Origin of the sequence: Hymenobacter humi, from assembly GCF_042665855.1 — a bacterium.
GTDB classification, from domain to species: domain Bacteria; phylum Bacteroidota; class Bacteroidia; order Cytophagales; family Hymenobacteraceae; genus Hymenobacter; species Hymenobacter humi.
The window spans coordinates 3,559,436-3,584,844 of the sequence record NZ_JBHTEK010000001.1 but is presented as its reverse complement, the minus strand read 5'-3'; the positions used below and the strand labels follow the sequence as shown (position 1 = coordinate 3,584,844).

Here is a 25,409-nt window from a genome sequence, read left to right as displayed (position 1 = left end):
AGCTGACAACAGGCCTCTACCAATGAAAAAGTTATGTTTTGCGCCTGCTGGGCTGAACCCCTGCTACGCAAGGCCGGTGGCGGAAGCTCCGACTTCGGTGAAAACGGCGGCTTCTATCGCCCCGCTATAAAACACACTGCTATGGGCCGGCTCCAGCCCCAGGCGAGCCAGAGCCGGGTGCAGGTCGGGCAGTTCCCGCGCCCGCAGGCCCGTGGTAAGTTGAAAAAACGCGTACATAGCCTGGAGCAAAGCCCGGCGCCAGCCGCGCCGGGCCGGCCGGAAATCGGCCAGCAGCCACGGCGCCCCCGGGCGCAGCGCCGCCCGCAGGCGGGCCAGCGCCGGCTCAATTTCCGGCAAAGCAATGCAGTCGAGCACAAAAAAAGTGATGATGCAATCGAAGCCCTCGGTTGGGCTGAGCGCCGCCTGGGTCCCGTGCCGAAACTCAACCTGGGCCACTGCCTGCGGGCAGTCCTGGCTCAACCGCTCGCGGGCCCGGACCAGCATGTTGGGCGATGCTTCCAGGTACAGCACGGTGGCCCGGGGACGGCGCTGCAGTACTTCCGTCAGCACCCAGCCCGTGCCCCCGCCCAGGATAAGCACGTGCGGAGTACCCTGGGGAAGGCCGTCTAGTGCGGCCCGCTGCGCCGCCTTCTGAGCCGGCCCAAACACGAGGCCCGCCAGCGCATCGTAGCACCACGCCACCCGGTCGAAACCGGTAGGCGGTTCGGTGTTGGCCGGGGGCAGGGGAGGGCTGGCAGACAGGTTAGGCATGCAGAAAAGCGGGGTGGCAAGAAAAAAATGCCTCGGCAAGTAACTGAAAAACAATCGCCGATGTGGCCTGAACTGGTCAAAACGCGAAAAAGATGCTGGGGGAGTTGCGCCGCTGCAAAATGGGCGTGTATCTTTGCACCATCAAAAGGCCCACTTCCTAACGGGAAGCGCGGTTTTTGGTCCACTGCATGCGCTTGTGGCGAAATTGGTAGACGCGCTGTCTTCAGGCGGCAGTTCCGCAAGGTGTGGGAGTTCGAGTCTCCCCGAGCGCACGTTCTAAAAAAGCCAGCCCCTGTGGGCTGGCTTTTTTGTTTTGCGTATTGGTGCTAGTCTTGTGCCTCTTTTCGTCTACTCTCTTCACCGGCAGCCCTGCCTATGAATCGCCTCACCGCCCGTTTGCTGGCCCTGATTAGCCTGCTGACTGTTGAAATTGTGCTGGGAGCAGTGTTGTTTGTGGCGGCGTTTGGAGTGTTTTTCTACTTGACCCGGGTCGTGTTTGTCGACAAGTCTCTGGCCCTCGATAACTGGGCTTCCGGCTTGATGGACGAGCTGCGCTACGCCATGCCGGGGCTCACCGGGCCCGTGCGGTTTGTTACTTTTTTGCGGCGATGCCGTTTCTGCTGCCCGCTGGTATTATTGGGCCGCTGCTGCTGCGCCGGGCCGGCTACCATCGCGAAGCCCTGGAGCTGGTGCTGGCCATGGGCGGCGGCATCCTGCTCAACCAGCTGCTGAAGGCGTATTTTGGCCGTCCCCGGCCCAGCAACGCCCTGCTCCAAACCCTGGGTTTGAGCTTTCCCAGCGGCCACGCCATGCTGGCCATGACCACCTACGGCTGCTTGGCCTGGCTGATGGCCAAGCACTTTGGCCGCCCCGGCTGGGTGGCGCCTCTGCTGCTTTGGGCCGGCCTGATTGGGCTGACGCGGGTGTACCTGCACGCCCACTACGCCACCGACGTGCTGGCTGGTTTTGCCGGTGGGATAGCGTGGCTCGTGGCCTGCCGGCTCGGTATTAAGCTTTTCTGGAAAGAGGAAAGAGAAGTGCTGGGGGATAGTGAAGAGGTAATGAGGTGATGAGGTGATGGGGTTGAAATGTGATGGAGAAAGGAAGCGATAAAGCAATGGGTAAAGCGGAACAAGCTTTTAACCTCATCACCTCATCACAGCTTCACTTGCACCCGGAGCGCAAGCAGGCCTTTCACGCCCTGCAGCTCTTCGAGCTCCAGCTCTTCCACGGTGTCTTCAAGCAGGCCGCGGTCTTGCAGGTAGTCGATGTATTCGTAGTATTCCACCGCCTCGCGGCTTTGGGCGTACACCAGCGCAATGGTACCGGGCTGCGTGAGGCGCTCGCCGGTACCCAGCACGGTGGCTTTGTCAATCCGCTTTTTGATGATTTCGTAGCGGATGTTGTACGCCCCGTCCACGTCGAACTGCCGCTCGTCTTGCCGGAAGCGAATGCTCAGCGACTGGCCGTGAATGAGGATGAGCTGCGTGGTTTCGAGCGGAACGGGCAGGCTTTCCTTGAGCGCGGCGGTGCGGCGCGTAATCTCTACCATGGTGAGCAGCTGCCACAGGCGCAGGTTCTTCAGAAATACCAGGTCAAACGGCTTGTTCTCGACCAGCGCCGCGCCCACGTAGATGTTGTACTCCACGCCGTCGGTCTTGTAGCGCTGGAAGTAGTGCGGAAACATGTGCTGCGCCTTTTCCTCCTCGTCGTCGAGAAAGTCGCTCACGGCGTCGTTGAGCGTGGTTACGCTGATTTCGAAGTCCTTGCGGCGCTTGTAGAGAATGCCCAGCTTGGGGTCGATGTTGTCCCAGTATTTGCCGATGACCGGCTGCAGCTCGGGCGTGTGCTTGGCCAGGTACTCAAACAACGGCTCTACTTCGCGGCTCAACGAGTCGTAAATGTTGGCCTCGTCGCCGGTCAGCATGCCTTCGCGGAGGCGTTTCAGGTTTTTCGTCACGTAGAACTTCAGCTCGTCCAGAATGGGCAGGTGCTGGTAGTCCGACGCTTTTTCAGGACCTTGTTGGCCAGGGTCAGGTGCTCAATCAAGTCGCCCTGAATGGCTTCGTTGCGGGCCGTGCTGCTGCCGCGGATGTCGCAGGAGCCGTGCAGCGGGTACACCTCCTCAAACACGATGGGCTCCATCTCAGCCGTGCGGTTGCCGGCATCAATCTGGCCGAGCAGGTTGCGGGCCGCGTCCATGAAGCGCCATTCCATGGTGGGGTGAATGGCCGTGAATTTCTCGCGGATTATGGAGTGAATGCGGGTCTGCAGGTCCTCGGCATTGCGCTTCACGGCCACGGCAAACAAGGGCAGGAATTGAGCCACTTTGTCGAGCGAAAACTCGTCGAGCCCGCCCACTTCCAGCGTGCCCAGCTCCAGCAGGCCCACCGTATCGTTGCCGTAGGGCAGCAAGGCCAGAATAGCCGAGTTGATGCCCAAGCCAATGATTTGCTCGCGCAGGTCCTCGGGGATGTCGGCCGTGGCCACGTTCTTGAGCACCAGCGGCTCGCGCTCGCGCAGCAGGCGCTCGTAGATGAGGCGGAAGCTGCTATCGGCCGACTGGTGCTGCACCTGCTTGGTGAGGAAGCTGTGGTTGATTTTGCGGCCAAAGTCCACAAAAGCGCGCTTCTTTTCATCGTAGGCCGCGATGCCCAGCTGCAGCGACGGCTGGGCAAACAGCACCCGCAGTTTCTCCTGAATCTGCTCGAAGCGGGCCGGCGTTTGCAGCACGTTGTGCTCGAGCAGGTCGTACTTCAGCTCCGACAGAATCTCCTGCTCGGTCACGTCCACGAGCTGGATGAGGTTGAAGCCTTCCAGCTCAAAATGCTCCGGCGGCAGCAGCTCCAGCCATAATTCGGCCTGCTGGCGGTTATGAATCAGCGCATCGAGCTGCTCCGGGGTGAGCACCGGTGGCTCGCCCACCACCTTCACCGTCACAAAATCAGAGTTGAAGCCCACGCCGTAGTGGCGGTACAGGCCCACCTGGTAGTCGGGCACCGTGAAGATGATGTTGCCCAGGGGCGGCAGGCTCGGCGCCGTACACCCGGTGCAGCACCAGGTGGTAGGCCATCAGGCCCATCTGGCGCTCCATGGCGGACAGGTCGATGTTCAGCGGCTGCTTGATGGTGCGGTCCTTGTTGAGCATCACCTCATCAAACAGCTTCGTGGAATAGAAGCAACGCCGCTGAAAAGGCCCCACCACGCCGCTGATGTCGGTGGCAAACGAGGCCGGCGGGAACACGGCCAGCATCAGGGTCTCAATAAGGTCGCAGCCGCCTTCCAGCGCCTTGAGGTCGGTGAGCGGCCCCCGCACCCACGGCGACTCCGCCACCTGGGCCGAGATGGCGCGGGCCAGCAGGGCCACGCCGTGGTTGCTGGCTTGCTCCCGCTTTTGCCAGTAGGCAATGAGCGGCTCAAGGCTGAGCGTGGAGCGAAACGGAAACAGCGAAGGCGCGGCCGCTTTGCGGGCGGCGGAGAGGGTCGGGGCAGCTAGCGGGAGTAGAGATTCAGCAGGCATAGGAACAAAAAACACGCGGGGCCGGCCATTCGTTGCAGCGCGGCGGGTACTATACGCCGGCGGCTACCGGCCCGGCTATTTGGTGAGTTCGATGGACTGCCTGGGCGCTTGCTTCAGGTCCACCACCAGCGCGCTGTCGGGCGTTGTGCTGTTGCGCCTGGCTCGGAGCGCAAATACCGTCTTGGCCGTGTTGGTGTAGCAGGTGCAGCAGCCGCTGCCGTCGAGGCTGCCGCGCAGCCGCACGCTGTCGATAACAAGCACGGTGGTGGGCACCGGCTTGCTTTTGGGCTTCGGCACCAGGTACTGAACCTCATAGCGGTAGCCGTTGAGCTTGGTGGTGCCGGCCTGGGCAAAAGGCGTGTTGTTGTTGATGACAATGGTGTCGCGAAACCGCGCCGCGGTCCGAATCAGCGTCACCGACTCGAACTTGTTGGTGGCCTGGTAGGGCAGGGGAGAGCGCTGAATAATGACCGTATCCGCCTCCGTTGAGCTAAACCCGCGGGCAAAATGCAGCCGAATGGCATCGGCCTCCTCGTCCTGGCAGTCGCAGACACTGTTGGCGCAGCAGCCGCTGAGCAGCAGCGCGAGCGTGAGGCAAAGCAGGGTAGAAAACCGGAAGGGCAGAAGGTGGGCCATAGGGAGCACAAAGGTAAGGCCCGCAGCACCTGCCACCCCGATACCGGGAGAGGCGAGGCACTACGGGCCGAACGAATACTGTAGAGGAATACGGGAACGGTGCCCGCGGCGGTTTAGCGGCTGCCCGTAACCACCGACGACGAAGGCAGTGTGGGGTTCTCGACGGTGCCGCCGGCCATCAGCAGCGGGCGCAGGCGGGCCGTGGCGGTGTCGAGCTGGGGCCGAATCTGGGCCATGGCGCCGCGCAGGGCAATGATGTCGGCCAGACGGGGCGCCGTGGTCTGGGAGTAGCCGTGGTACATGGCCACTTTCACCGCCGAAGTGCCGGTGCCCACATACGAGCCAATCAGGTTGCCGGCGGCGTCGCTCACCTGCACCTCCGCCTGCAGGGTGGTTTTGTACCACTCCAGCGGAATGCCCAGCACGGCCGGCAGCATAAACGTGACAACCTGAATGCCCTGCAGGCCGCGGCCCGTGCGCACGGTGCGCACCTTCTTCACTATCAGCTTGGCGTAGCCGAACGTGGCCGTGTCGGTGGGCTCGGTCAAGTTGGTCATGCACTCCTGCTGAAACAGCTTCAGGGGGTCTTCGGGCAGCGCGCCGTCGTTCATGGCCAGCGGGCCTTGGTCGGCCAGCACTTCCAGGGCCGGCAAACGGGTGGAGATGGCGGCCGAAGGAGTCCCTTTCATCATGGACTTTACCGACACGCAGGCAGGGGCTACCAGCAGGGCCGGGGCCAGTGCCAGTAGAGCGAGTTGACGAGTAAGTTTCATAGATGTAAGTTAATGAAGATTAGAGAAAAGGAAAAACGATAAGCGAAAAATGCTAAAAACCAGCGGGTAAGCCGGGCAATGCTGCAACGGAAGGCTAAAGTAGACAAGGCGGTTGGCACGCGGGCCTTTTTTCGGCGAATGGCGCGAAAAAACGTGGCCGAAGCTATATCTTGTTTGTTAATGCCCGGCTTTCTGATAGTCCGGGAGCACTTCTGGCACCAGCGTCGGGTCGGGCCCCTGGTAGTCGTCAATAAACTCGCCTTCCCAACGGGCCACCACCGCCGAGGCCAGGCAGTTGCCCAACACGTTCACGGCCGTGCGGGCCATGTCCATCAGGGCATCGATGCCCAGAATGATGAATACGGGCCAGGCCGGCAGGTTAAACGAGGCCACCGTGGCCAGCAGAATCACGAGCGAGGCCCGGGGCACGCCCGCCACGCCTTTGCTGGTGAGCATGAGGGTAAACACCATGAGCAGCTGCTGGCCGAAGGTGAGGGGCACGCCCGCCGCCTGAGCCACAAATACGGCTGCCAGCGACAGATACAGCGTGGTGCCGTCGAGGTTAAAGGAGTAGCCCGTGGGCATCACAAACGCCACAATGCGGCGCGGCACGCCAATGCTTTCCATGGCTTCCATGGCCCGCGGCAGGGCGGCCTCGCTGGAGGTGGTGGCAAAGGCAATGCTCACCGGCTCGGCCACGGCGGCAATGAAGCGGCGCAGCGGCACGCGCGCAATCAGGGCCACCGGCAGCAGCACCACCAGCACGAAGGCAATGAGCGCGCCGTAGAGCGTGAGCAGCAGGCTGGAAGGCATTGAACAGCGGCGCCAGGCCCATTTTGCCTACGGTGTAGGCCAGGGCCCCGCCCACGCCCAGGGGCGCCAGAAACATCACCACGTTGGTGAACTTAAACATCACCTCGCTCAGGCCCTCGCTCCAGGCCAGCATGGGCCGGCGAAACTTGTCGGGCGTCATGGCCAGGCCGATGCCGAAGATGATGGCGAAAATCACGACCTGCAGCACCTGCCCCTCGGCAATGGACTTGGCTATGTTTTCGGGGAAGATGTGCAGGATGATGTCCGATACCGTTTGGGGGGCGGCGGCCTGCAGCTTGTCGGCCTCGCCGGCGGCCTGGGTGATACCCACGCCGGCCTTGGTTAAGTTGATGGCCGCCAAGCCGATGAAAAGGGCAAACGTAGTTACCACCTCAAAGTATACCAGGGCTTTTATGCCCATGCGGCCCACCTGCTTCAGGTCGGAATGCCCGGCGATACCCACCACCAGCGTGCCGAATACCAGCGGCGCGATAATCGTCTTGACCAGCCGCAGGAAGGCGTCGCTCAGCACTTTCAGGCTCATGGCCACCTGGGGCGAGTCGTAGCCCAGGGCAATGCCCACCAGCATGTTGAACACTATCCAGAGCGTGAGCGAGCCGCGGCGGGACACGAACACCGCCAGCACCAGCAAGGCCAGCCAGCGGGCCGCCATGCCCAGCGACAGGGGCAGGGTGCCGGGCACGGCCAGCAGGTTGGTGCTATTCAGCAGCAGCACCACAAGGCCGGCGATAAAGGGCAGCAGGAAGAATATAATGGCGGGACGCGACTTCATCAGGCTATTAAATGGGAAACTTAGAAAAGGGGCGGGAACGAATTGCGGGCTTAAAGAACGGCAATATCCAGCCAGCAATTTTGCTCCGCCCGCCGCTGTAGGGGTTGAGCCAATAAAATTGCCGCGTTCAAGCCAGGCGAGTCGTATCCGAATCGGGCACCGGGCCTGCCCGGGGCGGCACCCATCGGCCAGCTGGAAGTTGAGCTAACCTTGACTTACAAGCGGCCCGCGTCGATAGGGAGGAGCCAGCAGGGTAGAAGTCCTTTGCACATTTGAGGTCGCTAGCGCTCAGGCCTGTAGCGACGAAAGCTTGCTCTCAGCTGTCCGATTTCGTAAGCAGGACGTAGGCTGTTCGGTTTTTGGCTGCATCTTCGGCCCTGCTCCGCCGGCCACCGGCCTTCCCATTTCCCTCATGCCCATTTGGTCGCTCACTTCCCAGCAACTGCAGCTGCGCTACGTCTGGAAAATTTCCCGCAACGCCTCCAGCACCAAAACCAATCTGCTTCTTAAGGTAGAGGGCCACGGCCACGCCGGCCTCGGCGAAGCCGCCCCCAACGTGCGCTACGGCGAAACCCCGGAATTGCTCGCCGAGCAGTTTGCCGGGCTGCAGGCCAACGGGCTGGCCGCGGTAGCCTCCTTGCCGGAGCTGGATGCGCTGCTCAGCGCGCACCCCGTGGCCCACGCCCTCAGCTTTGGCTTGGAGGCCGCCCTGGTGCAGTGGCTGGCCGCCCGCGCCGGGCAGCCGGTGTGGCAGTGGCTGGGCGTGCCGCGCCCGGCTGCCCGGGTGGCCACGGCGTTTTCGCTCCCCATCATGGCGCCCGGCGAGGTGAGCGCCTTTCTGCGCGAGCAGAACGCGACCCGCTTTGAGCTGCTCAAAATCAAGGTCAACCAAGCCGAGGGACTCGACTTGCTGCAGGAAGTAGGGCGGGTGCTGCCCAATCACGCCCTGCTGGTCGACGGCAACGAGACCTGGCCCGATGCCGACAGCGTGTTGCGCTTTCTGGAGCAAGCGGCCGCCCTGCCCGGCCTGAACCTGCGCTTTCTGGAGCAGCCGCTACCGGCCGCGCTGGCAGCTGACTACCGCTACCTGCGCCAGCGCAGCGCCGTGCCGCTGCTGGCCGATGAGTCGGTGACCGATACGGCCGACTTTGCCGACATCGCCCGGCAGTTTCACGGCGTGAACGTGAAACTCATGAAGGCCGGCGGCTTCCGGCGGGGAATTGAGCTGCTGCGAAGCACCCGCGCGCACGGACTGGTGCCCATGCTGGGCTGCATGGTAGAAACCACGGTGGGCATTGCGGGTGCACTACACATCAGCGCGCTGGCCGATGTGCACGACCTCGACGGCTTCCTTATTGTGAAGGACGAGCCGTTTGGGTTGGTAGGTGAGGAGGGCGGGAATCTCACCCTCCTCGATTAATAAGCTACCTGGTTATTTGGGCGCCACACCCGGCGCAAACGGCGCGTTGAGCTTGACATCGAGCCTGCTCGATTTGGGCGTCGAGGGCTTTGGTGTCTGGCAGGTCGGTGCGGCCCTGGCTCAATACCGTGATTTTCTGGTTCAGCAGCTCAATTTTTTTGTTGAGCAAGGACATCTGCATGGCCGGGTCGGCGTAGCCCGGACCGCGCTGCACGTAGGTTTTAAACTTGCCGCTCGGGCCATTGGGCGCACCGCCGCGAGCGGCTTCTGCGCTGCCTGGCGTGGCGAATACCACGCCGCCATCGGCCTTCACGTAGTCGCCTTCGCGCAGCGTAAACTTTTTGCCCTGGGGGTTCAGCTTGTCGGCCGGCAGCTCCACGATGCCGCTTTTGTAGTTGATTTTCACGCCGCTCTCCAGCTTCACGTTTTGGGTGAGGGGCGTAAGCTGCTTGCCTTCGCGGCGCATCACTTCGCCGTTTTTGAATACAAACTGGGTGCGAGCGGTGGTTTGCACGGGGAAGCCGCCGTCTTGGGCCGCGGCGTGGCGGGGGGCGGTGGCCAGGCAGCCAGCGGCCAGGAGCAGGAAAACAATGCGATGCATGGGGAAGGAATAAGAGAATGAGTTTGCGAGATTACGAGTTTCCGCGCAATAAGGTGGACAATGGCCCTAGGGCTCAAAGAATTTTCGAAAATAATCGGGAACCATGTTGCAACATTAAATGTACGTACATAAATTTGCATCCGATTCCACCGCTTACCATGCGCATCGAAGACGAAATCAAGCAGCCCATTTTCCGCGACGAGCACCAGAAGGCCCACATCAATCTGGTGTACACGGCCGGCTGGCTGCAGCTGCGCCAGGCGGCGGCGTTTAAGCCGTATGGCCTCACGCTGCCGCAGTTCAATATCCTGCGCATTCTGCGCGGCCAGCACCCGCTGCCGGCCACCGTGGCCCTGCTCATCGACCGCATGCTGGACAAAACCAGCAACGCCTCCCGCATCGTGGACCGCCTGGAAGAAAAGCAGGCCGTGACGCGCACCGTGTGCCCCGCCAACCGCCGGGCCGTCGACATCCGCATCACCAAAGCTGGCCTCGACCTGCTCGCCACCATCGAAGCCGCCGGCGTCATCGATGTCAACGGCCTCAGCCAATTGAGCGAAGCCGAAGTGCAGCAGCTCAACCTGTTACTTGACAAGATTCGCACGGAGGAATAACCTGCATGCGCCAAGCTTATTGAACCCGCCTTCTGGCACCATTCTTCGTTACGGCCCGCCGTAGCGCTTCTCAGATACTACTTACTTTTTCAATTTTCTTTTTCAGATGAAAAAATTCCTGTTGCCCGCCCTGTTTGCTGTTGCTGTCCTCGGCGCTGCGCCCGCTGCTTCGGCCCAAAAAAATAACAGCGTTAAAATGGCCACCAACGCGCCGGCCTTCAAGCTGCAGCCGCAGTGAGCACCCTGGGCTGGGACGGCAAAGCCGTAACGCACGGCCACAACGGCACCATGCAGTTCGCCGACGGCGAGTTGCTCGTGAAAGGCAATGCCATCGTGGGCGGCACCGTGACCGTGGACATGAAAACCATGAAAGCCACGGACATCACCGACCCGGCCGACCACACCAAGTTTGTGGGCCACATGAGCAGCGACGACTTCTTCGGCGTGGAGAAAAACCCCACCTCGACCTTCAAAATCGTGAGCGTAGCCCCCATCAAGGGTGCCGCCAAAGATGCCAACAACGCCACCATCACCGGCGACATGACCATCAAGGGCGTAACGCAGCGCCTGAGCTTCCCCGCCAAAGTGGGCGTGAAAGGCGGCGTAGCTGCTGCAACCGGCAAGATGACCATCGACCGCACCAAGTTCGGCCTGAAGTACGGCTCTAAGTCGTTCTTCGAGAGCATCGGCGACAAAGCCATCTACGACACCTTCGACCTGACCTTCAACGTCATCGCCAAGAAGGCTTAAGTTGCGATTGTCGGCATCTGTTGCAGAGCAGATGCAAAAACGAAAAGGCTCCGTCGGTACCGACGGAGCCTTTTCGTTTTTTCAAGGACTTGTATGTATTAGCGCGGGGGCACGGCAGGCGTTGCGCTTGGAAGCGCGGCGGCGGGTGCCGGGGAGTGGTAGCCGTACGCATTTCCAGGCGCAAGGGGGCAACGGCGGTTTCGCGCAGGCTTACAATGCCGTACACCGTTTCGCCGGGCTTTAGCGTACGGTTGGTGAGGTCGTGCGCTGCAAACTCTTTGCGCATGTTGGTATTGGCACTGCCGGCGCCGAGCATGTTGCCACCGGCAATGAACGGACCCAAAGGCAGGGTCGTGCCGCCGCTGACAGCGCCCGTCATGGGGTCAGTTTTCGCGCCGATTCGAGGATTGAGCAGTATATACAGCAAGTAAATAGCTACTCCCTGCTTCATGTCTTTCGCCGCGATTTCGCCGGGAATTGGCGTAATGGGCCGGTCGCCATACATCAGCACGAGGTCGCGCGAAAAATTTACTTCGCGGTCCCAGTTGTTGGTGACGCGCACGGCGGCCACGTGGTAGCCGCGCTTCGCTTCTTTTTTGACATATTTCTTGTTGCCGCCGTTCAGGCGCAACGCGTCAAACTGATACCCCATGTCCACGGGCCCGGAAGAAGGCGAGGAGATATAGGTAGCGATTTTATTGGGTCTGATTTGGCTGTAGGAGCCGGCACATCCCGTAGTGAAGGCCAGAACACCAGCCGCGCAACAGTGAATAAAACGTGTTGTCATAAATTGTTTTGTGGTAGAAAATGAGCAGCAAAGCTAGTGTGGAATATTGAATTCTTTCACTAATTCAAATTTCAAATTTCTGCTTTTGCTGCGGCTGTGCAATTGGCCAAGCACCTCATCTACCTCGGCCTTGTATTCGACCCACAGGTCTTCGTGCAGGTTCTTGAGAATCATGGCCGGCAGGCGAGCCGCCAGCCGGGCCGTGGCGTTGAAAAAGCCGTCGTACACGCTGTCGAACTGCCCGGAGTAGTTGTCGATGCACTGCCGCAGGATGTACACGAGCAAGTCCACCTCCACCTGCTTGTTTTTGGTGATACGGCGCGCCCGGGCTGCCTCCTGCACGCTCGCCCGCAGCGCCTTCACCAGGCTGCGGTTGAGCAAGCGCCCCGACACGGCCAGGTTAAAGGTTTCGTGGATGCGGTCGGCCGCTTCTTCCTGCACCTGGGCCAGGCTCACATCGGCCACCACTCGTAGCGAAACGTTTCGTACAATTCCGCGTCGCGGCGCACGGCCCGCAGGAGCAGCGCCTCTTTCTCGCTATCGGACAAGCGCTTAAGGGCTTTTTTGAAATCGGGGGAGGGTACGGGCATATTCTAGAATTATTTACAGCTTTATGTGTAAATATTTATGTCTTTGATAGACACGAGTTAGCAAAAGAAACGCAGGAGGTAAACAAAGGTTCGGGGTAAAATAAATAAGAACATTAGTAGCTTAAATGGGAAATATATTCTTATTTAGTGCTCTAAGTTCTGGTTTTTCTTAGAAAAGTTTTATTTTCAAACCTTCTACTTATTTTTTATGAAGCTTTTTTCCTCTCTACTTTGCTCCGTTGGGGCAACGGGTTTGGTCCTGCTAGCGGGCGCCACCGACGCGCAAGCGCAAACCGGCATCGGAACCCGAACGCCTGATGGCTCGGCGGCACTGGACATTACCAGTTCCAACAAGGGCTTGCTAATCCCGCGCGTGGCACTGCAAGGTGTCAATGATGGCCAGACGGTTCTCAATCCGGCAAATTCGTTGATGGTTTACAACACCAACTCAACAATTGCCGGCAAAGGGATTTATTATAATGCGGGGGAAAGTAATGCGCCGAATTGGGTGCGATTTATAAGTTCTGCTGCCCCCGTTGGGCTGGATTTCTGGCTCACGACCGGCAATGGTGGTACAACGGCAGGTACTCACTTCTTGGGCACTACCGATGCCCAGGACTTGGTCTTTAAGGTTAACTCCAAAGAGCGGTTCCGCATTAATGTGGGCGGGTCCTCAAACGGCACCTCTCTTTTAAGCTCAGACTTCGAAGTTAAAGGCAGAACAACACTGTCCGGGGATGTGAATGTGACAGGCAAAAATTCCATTACAACGTTGCGTAATACAAATATTGGAAATGATAGCGACAAAGCCACATTTACAGTCTATGGTGAGGCCATCATTACTGGGGCAACTGCAAACGGACAAAGTACCCCTGGAGCAGGGACTTTAACTGTGACCGGTGCCACTACCTTGAATAATACGTTGTCAGTAGTAGGTGTGCCTAAATTTAACGCCCTGGGAGGGACGGGTACTCGCGTAGTAGTAGCTGATAACCAGGGAAACTTAAGTACGCAAACAATTGCAGCCTCAGATTATGCTATCCAAAATCAGAGTGCAAGCATCCAAAATGCCAGCTTCAATATTAATGGGACAGGTAGGATTGGGTCTACACTGAATGTAATCGGCGCTACTACCTTGGCTGGTCTTTCTGCTGGCGCTAGCACGTTATCCACTCTAGGCGTAACAGGCAATGCTACAGTAGGTGGTACGCTTGGCGTGACAGGCAATACCACCCTAACTGGCCTCACAGCCGGCGCTACCACTCTGAATTCAGCTATTGTGAGCACCTCGCTTGGCGTAAGTGGCCCAACAACATTGAGTAGCACCCTGGGTGTATCCGGCAACACTAGCATGACTACGCTTGGTACCTCGGGCTTGGCTACGCTGAATTCGGCCCGGGTGACAACCCTAGGTGGTACGGGTATTAGATTAGTTGTAGCCGACGGCTCTGGCAACTTGAGCACGCAGACCGTTGCAGCGTCAGATTATTCTATCCTGAACCAGAACAGTAGTGTCCAGCCTGCCAACTTTAATATCAGCGGCTCAGGCCAAGTGGGTGGTGCGTTGGGCGTAGCAGGAGTCAGCACGCTAAACTCGGTGGGCGTAATCAACAACGCGACGGTGGGGGAACACTCGGCGTAACGGGCAATACCACCGTAGCTGGCATTACCACATTGAATGGTGCTACTACAGTTAACAACAATTTGGCCGTGACGGGCAATACCGGGCTGTTCACGCTCGGTACCTCGGGTTTGGCCACATTGAATACAGCCAAGGTGAACAACCTTACAGGAAATGGCAACCGCGTTGTAATAGCTGCCCCCGACGGTACATTGACTACTGCTATTTCGGCAGGTACCACGAACGAATTCGTTCAAAACCAAAACTTTAATGACCAGTCCGCTAGCTTCCGAGTAAACGGAACGGGACAGATTGGTGGTACCCTTAACGTAGGCGGCGGTACTACTCTCAATAATACCCTAAACGTGGCGGGTCAATCAACCTTTAATTCATTGACAGGTGAGGGTACTCGACTGGTAGTAGCTACCAACACTGGTCTTTTGGCTACCCAGCCTATTCCGGCACCCATCGATGCAATCTTGAACCGGAGTTCCCCTGAGCAAAGCGCTAATTTCAATATCAACGGCTCGGGCCGGGTGGGTGAGCTGACCGTGAACAGCTCCGCAACAATCAATGGCAACAGCACCGTAGCCGGCACTTTAGGGGTTTCCGGCGCGAGTACTCTCAATTCGCTAGGTGTTACTACTAGTGCTACGGTGGGCGGTCCACTGACGGTAACAGGCGTCACTACTTTGAATGGGGTCAATACCTTGAATGGCGCCACAACTGTTAACAATATTCTTGCGGTAACTGGCAACACCAGCCTGAGCACTGTAGGCACTTCCGGTCTGGCTACGTTGGGTTCGGCTCGGGTAGCAAATCTTAACGGGACAGGTAACCGCGTAGTACTTGCTACTGATAACGGCACGCTCGTTGTGGGCGGCGCATTTCCTGGCAGTGGTGACTTTATTTCCAATTCGGGCTCCGCAGCGGCCCCGGTATTCAATGTAAGCGCTGGTCAAATCACGGGTGATATTGGTGTTGGCGGTACCGCCACGTTGGCGGGGTTGACCGCTGGCGGTTCTACACTAGGGGCAACAACCCTCACCAGTACCCTAAACGTGATGGGTGAATCGACCTTTAATTCATTGATAGGCTCAGGTACCCGCCTAGTAGTGGCTAACAACGCTGGAACTTTGACTACCCAAGCATTGCCAGACCCAAATTCGGTGATAAAAAATGATGCCTCCAATCAACAAAACGCAAGCTTCTATATAAGCGGTTCGGGCCGGGTGGCTTCTACTATGGGTGTGGGCACAGAACTTACAGTAGGCACTACACTCAATGTAGCTGGTTTAAGCACGTTGGGCCAAGTAACGGCTGGTGCAACCTCGCTTGCTTCAGCTAATGTTTCTGGCGCTTTGATTACAAACACGTTGCAAACCAACACAACGAGCAGCTTGTTAGGCAATGTGGGGATTGGCACTGTTGCAGGCCCTGAGCGCCTTACTGTAGCTGGCAACGTTGTACCGAGCAGTGATGGAGATTATAATCTTGGTTCTGAAGGCACCGTTGCTAATACTGCGCTTTTACGGTGGAACAAGGTATTTACAGTTAACGGTACAGTTCAAACCTCCGACGCCCGCCTGAAAACCAATATCACCGGCCTGGGGTATGGCATGAGCACCGTAATGGCCCTGCGCCCCGTGCGCTACGCCTGGAAGAAGACCCCGAACCAGACCAACAAAATCGGCTTCATTGCCCAGGAGTTGCAGAAGGTAGTGCCTGAAGTGGTTTCCGTTGGTACCGATGCCAACCAGACCCTGGGCGTGAACTACGCCGAACTGGTGCCCGTGCTGGTGAAAGCCCTGCAGGAGCAGCAAGCCCAACTCGACACCATGCGCGGCCGGGCTGAGAAAGCTGAAGCTGCGGTGCAGTCGTTCGAGTCGCGCCTGCGGGCACTGGAGGCCGGCAGCACGGTGAATGCTACAGCTCAGGGCCAGCGCTAAGCGGTTTCATTTTATATGCAAACCAATATGGCCTATTTTGATTTTATGCGGCCGGGACGCTTAGCGGCGGCCCTGCTGCTCGGAGGCCTGGGGCTGGCTTCGGCCACTCAGGCCCAGACCCTCTATAACGGCTCAGGTGCCATCCTGGCCGTTGCCGATACTGTGTTGTATGTGCGCGGCGATGCAGCCGGCAAGGCCTTCGAAAACAACGGTACATTCAACCAGGGAGCTACTGCTACGGCCCGGCCCCGACTGTTTCTTGACGAAGGCGACCTGCTGAATACCGGTGCCTGGGAGCAAGGCATTGGCACGGTAGTCTTCAACGGGGCCAGCGGCACCCCGCGCAACCTGACACTGAACGGTGCCACGCTGCACCACCTGCGCATCGACAACCCCGCCGCAAACGCTAAGGCCGGGGGTAGTGCTCGGCTCAGATGGGCAGGCAGACGGCGTAGTACGAATGGTCAATGGCCATTTGCTCACCAGTACTTCTCCCACCACTGACTACCGCCTGCGTCTTACAGCAACGGGTAAGGTTTTCGGCGAATTGGATGCTTCCTACGTGAAAGGCTTCCTCGTGCAAGAACTCAATGTGGCCGCTACCAACTCCGATGTTAATTTCGGCGGTATGGGGTTTGTTCTGAATCCCGCAGGCCAAGCCTTTACCTTAGAAGTGGAGCGGCGTACTGGCCTCAACCGGCCTAATGTCACCTTCGGGCAAAACCCTATTCTCACCGGAAATCAAGGCATCGACCGCATCTGGAGCCTGAAAACGTCTACCCCACCTGCTACGCCCGTTACCCTGACCCTGTCGTGGCTGGCCGACAACGACCATGGCCTGGACTTCAGCACTCACCAGGCGCAGGTGTGGCGTAGCAGAGACAATGGTAAAACTTGGGAACGCCAAGGAGTGCCTCAGTCAGGCATCAATCGGGTAGTAACGGTGAGCACCACGCTGGTAGCCGATGCCTTGTACACGGTGAGCACCTACGAAGTGCCCCTGCCCGTGGAGCTCACGGCGTTTTCGGCCACGGCGCGCGAGCTGGACGCTGTGCTGAAATGGAGCACCGCTTCGGAGCGCAACAGTGCCTGGTTTGCCATTGAGCGCTCGCTGGATGGGAAAAGCTGGTCGGAAATCAGCCGCAAGGCCGCGGCGGGCAACAGCAGCGCTGCGCTATCCTACAGTGCCACCGACCTCGGGGCCGGGCGCAAGGCCGCAGCATTTTACTACCGCCTGCGCCAGATAGACGTGGATGGCACGGCCCACTACAGCGGCGTGCAGCACGTGCGGTTCAACAAAACCATTGTATTTGCGGTCGAAGCGTACCCCATCCCCATGCAGGCTTTCCTGACTGTGGACCTAGTGTCGCCGACTGCCGGCCCGCTGCAAATTGAGCTGTACGACATGACGGGTCGTCTGGTAATCAGCCAGAAGGAGGAAGCGCCCATGGGCAGCAGCCGGTACCAGGTAGATGTGCGGGCGCTGGCCACGGGCCACTACACCCTGCGCACGGTGCAAGGCACCCAGCAGATAACCCGCAAGGTGTTGCGCCTGTGAGCCGGAAGGACACCGTAGCTGGACAATAAATGCACCTTATTGAGCCCAGCGCCACCAAAAAGCCCTGCTGCCCCGAATGGGACGGCGGGGCTTTTTTCATTTGGAAAACATCAAGTCAACCGAAACGATTTGCGCCTCGCTGGGGTTTAAAAAAACGCTCATCAATCGCCCGTCTACCGCGTAAATTTGCCCTATGAATACCCGCCCACAAATTGAGCATGATGAGGAAGTACTGCTGCTCGAAGAAGAAGTTGAGCTGCGCAACCTCGTCGTGTACAACGACGAAGTCAACACCTTCGAGCACGTCATCAAAACCCTGATTGACGTGTGTGGCCACCAACCCGAGCAGGCCGAGCAATGCACCCTGCTCATCCACTACAAAGGCCAGTGCGCGGTCAAAATGGGCACTTACGAGGAACTGGAGCCGCTGTGCACCGCCATCCACGACCGCGGCATTTCGGCCGACGTGGTCTAGTTGTCAGTTGCTCGTTGTCAGTTGTCAGGTTGCACTGGCAATTCACAACCGTCGACTAACAACTGACAACCATCAACTAATAACCTGAATGGAGTTTCCCTCAAAATTGATTGAAAACGCCGTGGGCGAGTTGGCTCGGCTGCCCGGAATCGGCCGCAAAACGGCCCTGCGCCTGGCCCTGCACCTGCTCAAGGCCGAAATGGACACCACCGCATCGCTGGCCGAAGCCTTGGCCAAGATGCGCTTTGAAATAACCTACTGCCGCACCTGCCACAGCATTTCCGATGCCGAGGAGTGCGACATCTGCGCCAACAAGCTGCGCGACCACAGCCTGGTGTGCGTGGTATCGGACGTGCGCGACGTCATTGCCATCGAAAACACGGGCCAATACAAGGGCGTGTACCACGTGCTCGGCGGCGTGATTTCGCCCATCGAGGGCGTGGGTCCATCCGACCTGCACATTGATTCGCTGGTGGAGCGGGCAAGCACCGAAGACTCGGAAATCCGCGAAGTCATCCTAGCCATCAGCCCCACGATGGAGGGCGATACCACCGCTTTTTACCTCTCGCGACGCCTGCGCGACTTGCCCCATGTGCACATCAGCACCATTGCCCGCGGTATTCCCGTGGGCGGCGAGCTGGAGTACGCCGATGAAATCACGCTTGGCCGCAGCATCGTGGAGCGCCTGCGGCAGGCGCGTTAAGCCGCTGTTGCTTAGTTGCTCAGCCAGGTGAGTTGAGCGAGTTACAGATCTTATAAGTTGAAAAGCCCCGGCTCTGCCCAGAGTTGGGGCTTTTTGCTGGGGCTTAATCTGGGAGGGCTTGGAATCAGCAGATTTCGTCAGCTTATTTTTAAGGCCCAGGTTTCGTAACGAGAACCGTAATTTCGCCGGCTGTGGTGAAGCTCTCCGTCGTTATTGTCAATTACAACGTCTGCTATTTTTTAGAGCAGACGCTGCTGTCCGTTCGGCGGGCGGTGGAGAAACTGGCCCAACCGGTGGAGGTGTTTGTGGTCGACAATAATTCCGTCGACGGCTCGGTGGCCATGGTGCAGGCCCGCTTCCCGGAAGTACAGCTCATTGCCAACCGCGACAACCCCGGCTTTTCCAAGGCCAACAACCAAGCCCTGCGGCGCGCCACCGGCCAGTACCGCCTGCTGCTCAACCCCGATACCGTGGTGGAGGAAGACACCTTCCGGGCCTGTTGCGACTTCATGGACGCGCACCCCGACTGCGGCGGCCTGGGCGTGAAAATGCTCGACGGCCAGGGTCAATTCTTGCCCGAAAGCAAGCGGGCGCTGCCCACACCGGAGGTGGCTTTCTATAAGATGTTTGGCTTGGCGCGGCTCATGCCCAAGTCGCGCACCTTTGGGCGCTACCACCTGGGCTACCTCAGCCCCGAGGACACCCACGAGGTGGAGGTGCTCAGCGGCGCGTTTATGATGCTGCGCCAAACCGCCCTCAACCAGATTGGGCTGCTCGACGAGGACTACTTCATGTACGGCGAGGACATCGACCTCTCGCACCGCCTGCGGCAGGGCGGCTGGAAGAATTACTACTTCCCCGGCACGCGCATCATCCATTACAAGGGCGAAAGCACCAAGCGCACGAGCGTCAACTACGTGTTTGTGTTTTACCGGGCCATGGTCATTTTTGCCCGCAAGCACTTTGCCCCGGGCCGGGCCGGGCTGTTTTCGCTGCTGATAAACGCGGCCATCTGGCTGCGGGCCGGCGCCGCGGTGCTCGAGCGGCTGGCGGTGCGCGTGGCCCCGCTGCTGCTCGATGCCGGCCTGATTTGGGCCGGGATGTACGTGCTGAAATCCTACTGGGAAAACAACCACAAGTTTGTGCCCGGCGACTACCCGCCGCAATACATGACGGTGGCCGTGCCCGCCTACATCCTGGTGTGGCTCACGTCGGCGTACCTGAGTGGCGCTTACGACCCGCCGGTGAAAACCTCGCGGGTGGTGCGGGGCGTGTTTCTGGGCACGCTGCTGATTTCGGCGGCGTCGAATTTTCTGGACGCCTGGCGCTTCTCCAAGGCCCTGATTATTCTGGGAGGCGCCTGGGCGGTGGCCGCCATCGTGGGCCGGCACCTGCTGGCGCATTTCATCAAATACCGGGACTTGCGCCTGAGCGAGCACCGTCAGAAAACCATTGCCATCGTGGGCTCGGGGCCCGAAAGCCGCCGCGTGCGCCACCTGCTGGAAGCGGCAGGCGTGCAGGCCCGCGTGATTGGCCACGTAAGCGTGGCGCCCAAGCCGGCCGATACGCTGGTGCCGCCGGCGGCCATTCCCCTGCCCGTGCCGCCCCCGAAGAGCCGTTGGGCGAGCTGCGGCAGCTGGCCGATATCATCCGCCTCTACGCGCTCGATGAACTGATTTTCTGTGGCAAGGACCTGCCCGCCAGCCAAATCATCGCGCTGATGCTCAGCCTACCTACTGACCCGCCGGTGGCCTACAAAATCCTGCCCGAAGACAGCCAGTACATCATCGGTAGTAGCAGCAAGGACACGCCCGGCGACTATTATACCCTCGACATTGCCCTGAACCTCTACCAGCCCCAGCAGGCCCGGGCCAAGCGCCTGCTCGACGTGGTGAGCAGCTTGGGGCTGCTGCTGCTGGCGCCGCTGCTCATCTGGTCTCAACCCCAGAAAAATGGCTTCCTGCGCAACTGCCTGGCGGTGTTGCTGGGCAGCCGCACCTGGGTAGGCCTGCGCCATATGCCAAATGCCGCCCACGCCGTGCCCGCCGTGCTTTCACCCGCCGATGCGGCCGTGACGGCCTCGCCCCTGAACGAGGTGACCCGGCGGCGGCTAGAGCTGCTCTACGCCAAGGACTACGAGCCCAGCACCGATTTGAGCGTGCTCTGGCGCTGCTGGCGGCAATTGGGGCAGTAGCGGCGGCTTCGCAGGTCAGTTGAGCTAGGGTGTGTGGACAATCGCCGACCTTTGGGTGGTGCGACGCTATGAACTCAAAGATGCCGATTGGGCGCGATTAGCGCCCCTGTTGCCGGGCAAAGCCGGCGATGCCGGCCGCTCGGCGGCAGACAACCGCTTGTTTTTAAACGCCGTGCTCTGGATTGCCCGCAGCGGCGCGCCGTGGCGCGATTTGCCCGAGCGGTTCGGGCCGTGGAACTCCACGTACCGCCGCTTCCGCCGCTGGGCGCAGAAAGGCGTCTGGCAACGCGTATTCGAGGCCGTACAAGACCCGGACCTGGACTGGGCCATGCTCGATTCCACCAGCGTGCGGGCCCACCAGCACGCCGCGGGGCAAAAAAGCAGTGCCCTAGCCGAAGCGCTGGGCCGTTCGCGCGGCGGGTTCACCAGCAAGCTCCACGTCGTCGTAGACGCGCTGGGCAACCCGCTGCGCTTGCGGTTGACGCCTGGACAGCAGGCCGATTGCACCGTGGCCGCGGACTTGCTGGCCGGATTGGCGGTGGGGGCCGTGCTGGCCGACAAGGCCTACGACACCGATGCCCTCGTGGCCGGCTGCGCCCAAACCGGCGCGGCCCTCGTCGTGCCCAGCAAGCGCAGCCGGCGCGTGGCGCGGGTGCTGGACCGCAACCTCTACGCTGACCGCAACAAAGTCGAGCGCTTCTTCAACCGCCTCAAGCAGTACCGACGCCTGGCCACGCGCTATGAAAAAACGGGCGCCTCCTTTCTCGCTTTCGCGCATTGCGCCGCTACTCTCGTCTGGTTGCTCTAATTGTCCACACACCCTAGTTCGGCAATTTCTTAGGCCCTCGTCGATTGCACCGGGGGTAATGCCGTTATTGTTAATCGTTTGGCCGGCCCGGGTGTTTCTGCCTGCGCCGCATAGCCCGGGCCCTTACCTTTGCTTTCCATCCCACCGCTGCTGCCTTATGTCCACCACTGCTACACGCCCGCCCGCCTCACCGCTTTCCGACCGCCTGAAGGCCATGAACGAATCGGCCACCATTGCCATGGCCAAGAAGTGCCGGGAGCTCATTGCCAAAGGCTTCGACGTTATTAACCTCAGCTTTGGCGAGCCCGACTTTCAGACCCCGCAATACATCAAGGACGCCGCCAAGCAGGCGCTCGACGACGGCTTTACCTTTTACACGCCGGTGCCCGGCATACCGGAGCTGCGGCAGGCCATCTGCGACAAGTTCAAGCGCGACAATGAGCTCGAGTATCTGCCCAACCAGATTGTGGTGAGCACGGGCGCCAAGCAGTCCTTGGCCAATGCCGTGCTGAGCCTTGTGAACCCCGGCGACGAAGTCATCGTGTTTTCGCCCTACTGGGTGAGCTACGAGGAGATGGTAAAGCTGGCCGAGGGCACGTCGGTGCCACTGGTGGGTACGCTGGAAAACGAGTATAAAGTGACGGCCGCGCAACTCGAAGCCGCCATCACGGAGCGCACCAAGCTCATCATGTACTCGTCGCCCTGCAACCCCACCGGCGCGGTGTTTAACCGTCAGGAGCTGGGCGAAATCGCAGCCGTAATGGCCCGGCACCCGCACGTGTACGCTCTGGCCGACGAGATTTACGAGTACATCAACTTCGTGGGCGAGCACGTGAGCTTAGCTCAATTTCCGGAAGTAAGCGAGCGGGTAATTACCGTGAACGGCTTCTCGAAGGGCTACGCCATGACGGGCTGGCGCCTGGGCTACCTGGCGGCCCGCCCGGACATTGCCTCGGCCTGCGAGAAAATCCAGAGCCAGATAACGTCCGGTACCTGCTCCATCACCCAACGGGCCGGCCTGGCGGCCTTGCGCGGCGGCCGGGCCTCGGCCGATGAAATGGTGGAAGCCTACCGCCGCCGCCGCGATTTGGTGCTGGACATCGTGAAGGACATTCCCGGCTTCAAAACGCCCACGCCGAGCGGGGCCTTCTACATTTTCCCGGAAGTGTCGGCCTACTTCGGCCGCACCGCGCCCGACGGCAGCACCATCCACAACTCGCTGGACTTATCCATGTACCTGCTCAACGATGCGCTGGTATCGGCCGTGTCGGGCGATGCTTTTGGGGCGCCGGAGTGCATCCGCTTCAGCACCGCCGCGGCCGACGACAAGCTGGTGGAGGCGTTCCGGCGGGTAAAGGCGAGCTTAGCCAAGCTGTAGGCGCGTCGCGCGGTTGGCAACCAAGCTCCACCATTTAGCGGACGTTCTGGGATAGAACGCGCCGAGGCGCGTCCCTACCTTTGCACAATGTCTGTCGATTCCCTGCATACGCTTTTCGAAAACTTCAACAACCTGCGCGTCCTCATCATCGGGGATGTGATGGTGGACGCCTACGTGTGGGGCCGCTCGACGCGGCTTTCGCCCGAGGCGCCCGTGCCCATCGTGCACGTGGCCCGCACCGAGCAGCGCCTGGGCGGGGCCGCCAACGTGGCCCTGAACGTGCAGGCGCTGGGCGCCACGCCGCTGCTCTGCGCCGTAATCGGCACCGATGCGGGCGGCGACCAGCTCATTCAGCTGCTGCACGAGCGCAACCTGCTGGCCGACGGCATCATCCGCAGTGCCGAGCGGCCCACCACGGTCAAGCAGCGCATCCTGGCCCACGGCCAGCAGGCGCTCCGCATCGACTCCGAAGTAGAAACCGACCTCAGCAGCGAGGAGTCCACGCAGCTCCTGGCGGCCTACGACGACTTGCTGACCCGCGCCGATGTGGTGGTGTTTGAAGACTACGACAAGGGCGTGCTCAACGAAGCCATTATTGAGCAGTGCATTGCCCGGGCCCGGCAGCGCGGCATCCCCACGGTGGTCGACCCCAAGAAAAAGAACTTCCTGGCTTACCGGAATTGCACGCTCTTCAAGCCCAACCTAAAGGAGCTGCGCGAGGGCCTGAAGCTAGAGTTCGGCGACCCTGATTCCGACCGGCCCGGATTTGAAGCGGCCGTGTCGCGGCTGCGCGAGGTGCTGGAGCCCGAAACGGTGTTGGTGACCCTTTCCGAATACGGCGTATTTGCGCAGCGCGACAGCCAGAAAACCTATCTGCCGGCCCACCTGCGTACTATTTCGGACGTTTCGGGAGCCGGCGACACCGTGATAAGCATTGCTGCGCTATGCGTGGCCCTGGGCTGCCCGCCGGCCTTCACCGCCGCGCTGGCCAACCTGGGCGGCGGGCTGGTGTGCGAGCAGGTAGGCGTGGTGCCTGTGGAGAAACAGCTGCTGCTGCAAGAAGCGGTAGAAGCCGGCATTTAAAACCGAAACCGGCACATAAAACGAATGGCGCGGGATGCTCTCCTGCGCCATTCGTTTTATGTGCCGGTTTCGGTTTTAAGCCTTCTTTAAAAACTCGGTCTTCAGCACCATGGTGGAGCCACCGGCGCGGCCTTCTATCTCGCCGGGGCTGTTGGTGAGGCGGATGTTCTTGACCACCGTGCCGCGCTTGAGCGTCAGCGACGAGCCTTTCACTTTGAGGTCTTTGATGAGAGTGACTGAGTCGCCTTCGGCCAGGAGGGTGCCGTTGCTGTCTTTTACATCCATGAGGGGGTGGGAAGGGTATAAAGTTGAACTGCTTTAGCGGCGGAACAGCAGCAGATAGAGCAGGAATAAAACGGGCGAGAGGCTACTGATTGATATCAGCACGACCATGAAGGTTTCGATGCCAGAGCGCTCGGGCTTGCGCAGGTACCACCGCCACATAAAGAACAGCAGGCCCAGGAGTAGGGCCAGTGTAATGTAGAAGGCGGAGCCGAAGGTTGTAGCCATGGGTATTGATTGCTGCTTACCCGCGCCACGCCTTCACGGTATCCACAAACACGCGCACGTTATCCGGGTCGGTGTCGGGGTACACGCCGTGGCCGAGGTTGGCTATGTGGGGGCCGCCGGCAAACTTGCGGAGCATGGTTTCGGTGGCAGCTTTAATCTGCTCGCGGGTGCCGTAGAGGGCGCAGGGGTCGAGGTTGCCTTGCAGGGTCTTGTCGCCGGCATCGCGGCGCACCTGGGCGGGGTCCTGGTTCCAGTCGAGGCCGATGGTGCGGCAGGGCATGGCGGCGAACTCGGGCACGGCCCACCAGGCACCTTTGGCAAAGACCGTGACGGGCACTAGCGGGGCCAGCGCTTCGCAGATTTCGGCGATGTAGCGGCTAGAAAACTCGCGGTAATGGTCGGGCGGCAGGATGCCCGCCCAGGAATCGAATACCTGGACCACCTGGGCACCGGCAGCTACCTGGGCCTTGAGGTAGGCGATGGTCGTGGCCGTGATTTTCCCTAGGAGCTGGTGGGCCAGGGCGGGCTCGCGGTAGAGCATGCCGCGCGCTTTGCTGAAGGTTTTGGAGCCGTGGCCCTCCACCATGTACGCCAGAATGGTCCAGGGAGCGCCGGCGAATCCGATGAGCGGCACCCGGCCGTTGAGGGCGCGGTGGGTGATGCGGATGGCTTCGAGCACGTAGCCGAGGTGCTCTTCGGGGTCGGCGATGCGGAGCTTGGCCACGTCGGCGGCCGTTCTGATTACTTCCGGGAAGAGCGGGCCGCGGGCTTCCACCATCTCATAGGTCAGGCCCATGGCATCGGGCACCACCAGAATGTCGGAGAAGATGATGGCGGCGTCCACGTCGAGCGCATCGACGGGCTGGATGGTGACTTCGGCGGCCAGAGCGGGGTTTCTACCAGTTCTTTGAAGCCGGAGAGGCGGGCACGCAGGGCGCGGTATTCGGGAAGGATGCGGCCGGCCTGGCGCATCAGCCACACGGGCGTGCGCTCGGTGGCTTCGCCGCGAGCGGCACGGAGGAAAAGGTCGTTTTTCAGCATAAGCGAGGGCAAAGGTACACC

30 protein-coding genes, 1 tRNA gene and 2 pseudogenes are annotated in these 25,409 nt (G+C 60.2%); 18 read left to right on the top strand and 15 right to left on the bottom strand.

Annotation, left to right across the window (positions count from 1 at the left end; translation table 11 throughout):
• Positions 1–63: 63 nt before the first annotated feature.
• Positions 64–771 carry a class I SAM-dependent methyltransferase gene (locus tag ACFQT0_RS20215; protein WP_380204930.1) on the bottom strand — a complete coding sequence of 236 codons (708 nt, stop codon included), beginning with the start codon at positions 769–771 and terminating at the stop codon, positions 64–66.
• A gap of 190 nt (positions 772–961) precedes the next feature.
• Between ACFQT0_RS20215 and ACFQT0_RS20210 the strand changes: the two genes are divergently transcribed.
• The 3 genes from ACFQT0_RS20210 to ACFQT0_RS20200 all read left to right on the top strand — a co-directional run bounded on the left by ACFQT0_RS20210 (position 962) and on the right by ACFQT0_RS20200 (position 1,841).
• Positions 962–1,043 (top strand) — tRNA-Leu (locus ACFQT0_RS20210).
• A 103-nt stretch (positions 1,044–1,146) separates the two neighbouring features.
• Complete coding sequence (locus ACFQT0_RS20205; RefSeq protein ID WP_380204929.1) at positions 1,147–1,503, top strand: hypothetical protein; 357 nt, start codon at positions 1,147–1,149, stop codon at positions 1,501–1,503.
• Positions 1,389–1,841 (top strand): phosphatase PAP2 family protein, encoded by a 453-nt coding sequence (locus ACFQT0_RS20200; RefSeq protein ID WP_380206086.1) that lies wholly within the window; start codon positions 1,389–1,391, stop codon positions 1,839–1,841. The genes ACFQT0_RS20205 and ACFQT0_RS20200 overlap by 115 nt, the downstream gene beginning before the upstream one ends.
• 86 nt (positions 1,842–1,927) lie before the next feature.
• Here ACFQT0_RS20200 and ACFQT0_RS20195 read toward each other — a convergent pair whose 3' ends face one another.
• The 7 genes and pseudogenes from ACFQT0_RS20195 to ACFQT0_RS20165 all read right to left on the bottom strand — a co-directional run.
• Complete coding sequence (locus ACFQT0_RS20195; protein WP_380204928.1) at positions 1,928–2,731, bottom strand: hypothetical protein; 804 nt, start codon at positions 2,729–2,731, stop codon at positions 1,928–1,930.
• 8 nt (positions 2,732–2,739) lie between these two features.
• Positions 2,740–3,771: a hypothetical protein gene (locus ACFQT0_RS20190; RefSeq protein ID WP_380204927.1), complete on the bottom strand. Its 1,032-nt coding sequence runs from the start codon at positions 3,769–3,771 to the stop codon at positions 2,740–2,742.
• Positions 3,716–4,291: a hypothetical protein gene (locus tag ACFQT0_RS20185; RefSeq protein ID WP_380204926.1), complete on the bottom strand. Its 576-nt coding sequence runs from the start codon at positions 4,289–4,291 to the stop codon at positions 3,716–3,718. Before ACFQT0_RS20185 ends, ACFQT0_RS20190 begins: the two co-directional genes overlap by 56 nt.
• A gap of 75 nt (positions 4,292–4,366) precedes the next feature.
• The gene (locus tag ACFQT0_RS20180; protein ID WP_380204925.1) at positions 4,367–4,927 is read right to left on the bottom strand and encodes a hypothetical protein; all 561 of its coding nucleotides are present in this window, start codon (positions 4,925–4,927) and stop codon (positions 4,367–4,369) included.
• 113 nt (positions 4,928–5,040) lie between these two features.
• A complete protein-coding gene (locus tag ACFQT0_RS20175) occupies positions 5,041–5,700 on the bottom strand; it encodes a hypothetical protein (protein ID WP_380204924.1) in 660 nt (219 codons plus the stop codon).
• Positions 5,701–5,877: 177 nt separating this feature from the next.
• Positions 5,878–6,513, bottom strand: coding sequence for a dicarboxylate/amino acid:cation symporter (locus ACFQT0_RS20170; protein ID WP_380204923.1), 636 nt, complete (start codon positions 6,511–6,513; stop codon positions 5,878–5,880).
• Between the two features lie 55 nt (positions 6,514–6,568).
• Positions 6,569–7,102 (bottom strand): annotated as a pseudogene (locus ACFQT0_RS20165) (dicarboxylate/amino acid:cation symporter); the annotation flags it as partial.
• A gap of 616 nt (positions 7,103–7,718) precedes the next feature.
• Between ACFQT0_RS20165 and ACFQT0_RS20160 the strand changes: the two are divergent.
• Positions 7,719–8,726 carry an enolase C-terminal domain-like protein gene (locus ACFQT0_RS20160; protein WP_380204922.1) on the top strand — a complete coding sequence of 336 codons (1,008 nt, stop codon included), beginning with the start codon at positions 7,719–7,721 and terminating at the stop codon, positions 8,724–8,726.
• 4 nt (positions 8,727–8,730) lie between these two features.
• On the opposite strand, the gene ACFQT0_RS20155 is transcribed toward ACFQT0_RS20160, so the two are convergent.
• Complete coding sequence (locus ACFQT0_RS20155) at positions 8,731–9,327, bottom strand: DUF6799 domain-containing protein (protein WP_380204921.1); 597 nt, start codon at positions 9,325–9,327, stop codon at positions 8,731–8,733.
• Between the two features lie 158 nt (positions 9,328–9,485).
• Between ACFQT0_RS20155 and ACFQT0_RS20150 the strand changes: the two genes are divergently transcribed.
• The 3 genes from ACFQT0_RS20150 (at position 9,486) to ACFQT0_RS20140 (ending at position 10,691) form a co-directional block, all read left to right on the top strand.
• Positions 9,486–9,941: a MarR family winged helix-turn-helix transcriptional regulator gene (locus ACFQT0_RS20150; RefSeq protein ID WP_380204920.1), complete on the top strand. Its 456-nt coding sequence runs from the start codon at positions 9,486–9,488 to the stop codon at positions 9,939–9,941.
• Between the two features lie 106 nt (positions 9,942–10,047).
• Positions 10,048–10,179: a hypothetical protein gene (locus ACFQT0_RS20145; protein WP_380204919.1), complete on the top strand. Its 132-nt coding sequence runs from the start codon at positions 10,048–10,050 to the stop codon at positions 10,177–10,179.
• Positions 10,176–10,691, top strand: a complete 516-nt coding sequence (locus tag ACFQT0_RS20140; protein ID WP_380204918.1) for a YceI family protein — start codon at positions 10,176–10,178, stop codon at positions 10,689–10,691. The genes ACFQT0_RS20145 and ACFQT0_RS20140 overlap by 4 nt, the downstream gene beginning before the upstream one ends.
• On the opposite strand, the gene ACFQT0_RS20135 is transcribed toward ACFQT0_RS20140, so the two are convergent.
• The 3 genes from ACFQT0_RS20135 to ACFQT0_RS20125 form a co-directional block, all read right to left on the bottom strand.
• On the bottom strand, positions 10,672–11,349 hold the full coding sequence (locus ACFQT0_RS20135) for a hypothetical protein (RefSeq protein ID WP_380204917.1): 678 nt from the start codon (positions 11,347–11,349) through the stop codon (positions 10,672–10,674). The two genes, ACFQT0_RS20140 and ACFQT0_RS20135, sit on opposite strands and share 20 nt — an antisense overlap.
• Positions 11,350–11,511: 162 nt before the next feature.
• Entirely contained in the window at positions 11,512–11,943 is a 432-nt protein-coding gene (locus ACFQT0_RS20130; protein ID WP_380204916.1) for a hypothetical protein, read from the bottom strand.
• Positions 11,931–12,068 carry a hypothetical protein gene (locus ACFQT0_RS20125; RefSeq protein WP_380204915.1) on the bottom strand — a complete coding sequence of 46 codons (138 nt, stop codon included), beginning with the start codon at positions 12,066–12,068 and terminating at the stop codon, positions 11,931–11,933. Before ACFQT0_RS20125 ends, ACFQT0_RS20130 begins: the two co-directional genes overlap by 13 nt.
• Before the next feature lie 208 nt (positions 12,069–12,276).
• On the opposite strand from ACFQT0_RS20125, the gene ACFQT0_RS20120 reads away from it, so the two are divergent.
• From ACFQT0_RS20120 to ACFQT0_RS20070, 11 genes are all read left to right on the top strand, one after another.
• Positions 12,277–13,710, top strand: a complete 1,434-nt coding sequence (locus ACFQT0_RS20120) for a hypothetical protein (protein WP_380204914.1) — start codon at positions 12,277–12,279, stop codon at positions 13,708–13,710.
• Positions 13,711–13,742: 32 nt separating this feature from the next.
• Entirely contained in the window at positions 13,743–15,638 is a 1,896-nt protein-coding gene (locus ACFQT0_RS20115) for a tail fiber domain-containing protein (RefSeq protein ID WP_380204913.1), read from the top strand.
• 45 nt (positions 15,639–15,683) lie between these two features.
• Complete coding sequence (locus ACFQT0_RS20110) at positions 15,684–16,142, top strand: hypothetical protein (RefSeq protein WP_380204912.1); 459 nt, start codon at positions 15,684–15,686, stop codon at positions 16,140–16,142.
• Positions 16,143–16,200: 58 nt separating this feature from the next.
• On the top strand, positions 16,201–17,196 hold the full coding sequence (locus tag ACFQT0_RS20105) for a T9SS type A sorting domain-containing protein (protein WP_380204911.1): 996 nt from the start codon (positions 16,201–16,203) through the stop codon (positions 17,194–17,196).
• A gap of 193 nt (positions 17,197–17,389) precedes the next feature.
• On the top strand, positions 17,390–17,671 hold the full coding sequence (locus ACFQT0_RS20100; RefSeq protein ID WP_380204910.1) for an ATP-dependent Clp protease adaptor ClpS: 282 nt from the start codon (positions 17,390–17,392) through the stop codon (positions 17,669–17,671).
• 88 nt (positions 17,672–17,759) lie between these two features.
• Positions 17,760–18,374 carry a recombination mediator RecR gene (recR, locus tag ACFQT0_RS20095; protein ID WP_380204909.1) on the top strand — a complete coding sequence of 205 codons (615 nt, stop codon included), beginning with the start codon at positions 17,760–17,762 and terminating at the stop codon, positions 18,372–18,374.
• Positions 18,375–18,565: 191 nt separating this feature from the next.
• Positions 18,566–20,050 (top strand): glycosyltransferase family 2 protein, encoded by a 1,485-nt coding sequence (locus ACFQT0_RS20090; protein ID WP_380204908.1) that lies wholly within the window; start codon positions 18,566–18,568, stop codon positions 20,048–20,050.
• Positions 19,993–20,568: a hypothetical protein gene (locus tag ACFQT0_RS20085; protein WP_380204907.1), complete on the top strand. Its 576-nt coding sequence runs from the start codon at positions 19,993–19,995 to the stop codon at positions 20,566–20,568. Before ACFQT0_RS20090 ends, ACFQT0_RS20085 begins: the two co-directional genes overlap by 58 nt.
• A 58-nt stretch (positions 20,569–20,626) precedes the next feature.
• The gene (locus tag ACFQT0_RS20080; RefSeq protein ID WP_380200245.1) at positions 20,627–21,376 is read left to right on the top strand and encodes an IS5 family transposase; all 750 of its coding nucleotides are present in this window, start codon (positions 20,627–20,629) and stop codon (positions 21,374–21,376) included.
• A 157-nt stretch (positions 21,377–21,533) separates the two neighbouring features.
• Positions 21,534–22,754, top strand: coding sequence for a pyridoxal phosphate-dependent aminotransferase (locus ACFQT0_RS20075; RefSeq protein WP_380204906.1), 1,221 nt, complete (start codon positions 21,534–21,536; stop codon positions 22,752–22,754).
• Positions 22,755–22,841: 87 nt separating this feature from the next.
• Positions 22,842–23,837, top strand: a complete 996-nt coding sequence (locus tag ACFQT0_RS20070; protein WP_380204905.1) for a bifunctional heptose 7-phosphate kinase/heptose 1-phosphate adenyltransferase — start codon at positions 22,842–22,844, stop codon at positions 23,835–23,837.
• 75 nt (positions 23,838–23,912) lie between these two features.
• On the opposite strand, the gene ACFQT0_RS20065 is transcribed toward ACFQT0_RS20070, so the two are convergent.
• The 3 genes and pseudogenes from ACFQT0_RS20065 to hemE form a co-directional block, all read right to left on the bottom strand.
• A complete protein-coding gene (locus ACFQT0_RS20065) occupies positions 23,913–24,122 on the bottom strand; it encodes a zinc ribbon domain-containing protein YjdM (protein WP_380204904.1) in 210 nt (69 codons plus the stop codon).
• Between the two features lie 33 nt (positions 24,123–24,155).
• Positions 24,156–24,347: a hypothetical protein gene (locus ACFQT0_RS20060; RefSeq protein ID WP_380204903.1), complete on the bottom strand. Its 192-nt coding sequence runs from the start codon at positions 24,345–24,347 to the stop codon at positions 24,156–24,158.
• 16 nt (positions 24,348–24,363) lie between these two features.
• Positions 24,364–25,388 (bottom strand): annotated as a pseudogene (hemE, locus tag ACFQT0_RS20055) (uroporphyrinogen decarboxylase).
• Positions 25,389–25,409: the final 21 nt, after the last annotated feature.

What these genes read in the sequence shown, in the direction of transcription:
- ACFQT0_RS20215 (WP_380204930.1), bottom strand. Translation starts at nt 771, where the DNA reads ATGCCTAACCTGTCTGCCAGCCCTCCCCTGCCCCCGGCCAACACCGAA.
- ACFQT0_RS20205 (WP_380204929.1), top strand. Translation starts at nt 1,147, where the DNA reads ATGAATCGCCTCACCGCCCGTTTGCTGGCCCTGATTAGCCTGCTGACT.
- ACFQT0_RS20185 (WP_380204926.1), bottom strand. Translation starts at nt 4,291, where the DNA reads ATGCCTGCTGAATCTCTACTCCCGCTAGCTGCCCCGACCCTCTCCGCC.
- ACFQT0_RS20180 (WP_380204925.1), bottom strand. Translation starts at nt 4,927, where the DNA reads ATGGCCCACCTTCTGCCCTTCCGGTTTTCTACCCTGCTTTGCCTCACG.
- ACFQT0_RS20175 (WP_380204924.1), bottom strand. Translation starts at nt 5,700, where the DNA reads ATGAAACTTACTCGTCAACTCGCTCTACTGGCACTGGCCCCGGCCCTG.
- ACFQT0_RS20170 (WP_380204923.1), bottom strand. Translation starts at nt 6,513, where the DNA reads ATGCCTTCCAGCCTGCTGCTCACGCTCTACGGCGCGCTCATTGCCTTC.
- ACFQT0_RS20160 (WP_380204922.1), top strand. Translation starts at nt 7,719, where the DNA reads ATGCCCATTTGGTCGCTCACTTCCCAGCAACTGCAGCTGCGCTACGTC.
- ACFQT0_RS20155 (WP_380204921.1), bottom strand. Translation starts at nt 9,327, where the DNA reads ATGCATCGCATTGTTTTCCTGCTCCTGGCCGCTGGCTGCCTGGCCACC.
- ACFQT0_RS20150 (WP_380204920.1), top strand. Translation starts at nt 9,486, where the DNA reads ATGCGCATCGAAGACGAAATCAAGCAGCCCATTTTCCGCGACGAGCAC.
- ACFQT0_RS20145 (WP_380204919.1), top strand. Translation starts at nt 10,048, where the DNA reads ATGAAAAAATTCCTGTTGCCCGCCCTGTTTGCTGTTGCTGTCCTCGGC.
- ACFQT0_RS20125 (WP_380204915.1), bottom strand. Translation starts at nt 12,068, where the DNA reads ATGCCCGTACCCTCCCCCGATTTCAAAAAAGCCCTTAAGCGCTTGTCC.
- ACFQT0_RS20120 (WP_380204914.1), top strand. Translation starts at nt 12,277, where the DNA reads ATGAAGCTTTTTTCCTCTCTACTTTGCTCCGTTGGGGCAACGGGTTTG.
- ACFQT0_RS20110 (WP_380204912.1), top strand. Translation starts at nt 15,684, where the DNA reads ATGCGGCCGGGACGCTTAGCGGCGGCCCTGCTGCTCGGAGGCCTGGGG.
- ACFQT0_RS20100 (WP_380204910.1), top strand. Translation starts at nt 17,390, where the DNA reads ATGAATACCCGCCCACAAATTGAGCATGATGAGGAAGTACTGCTGCTC.
- recR (WP_380204909.1), top strand. Translation starts at nt 17,760, where the DNA reads ATGGAGTTTCCCTCAAAATTGATTGAAAACGCCGTGGGCGAGTTGGCT.
- ACFQT0_RS20075 (WP_380204906.1), top strand. Translation starts at nt 21,534, where the DNA reads ATGTCCACCACTGCTACACGCCCGCCCGCCTCACCGCTTTCCGACCGC.
- ACFQT0_RS20070 (WP_380204905.1), top strand. Translation starts at nt 22,842, where the DNA reads ATGTCTGTCGATTCCCTGCATACGCTTTTCGAAAACTTCAACAACCTG.
- ACFQT0_RS20065 (WP_380204904.1), bottom strand. Translation starts at nt 24,122, where the DNA reads ATGGATGTAAAAGACAGCAACGGCACCCTCCTGGCCGAAGGCGACTCA.
- ACFQT0_RS20060 (WP_380204903.1), bottom strand. Translation starts at nt 24,347, where the DNA reads ATGGCTACAACCTTCGGCTCCGCCTTCTACATTACACTGGCCCTACTC.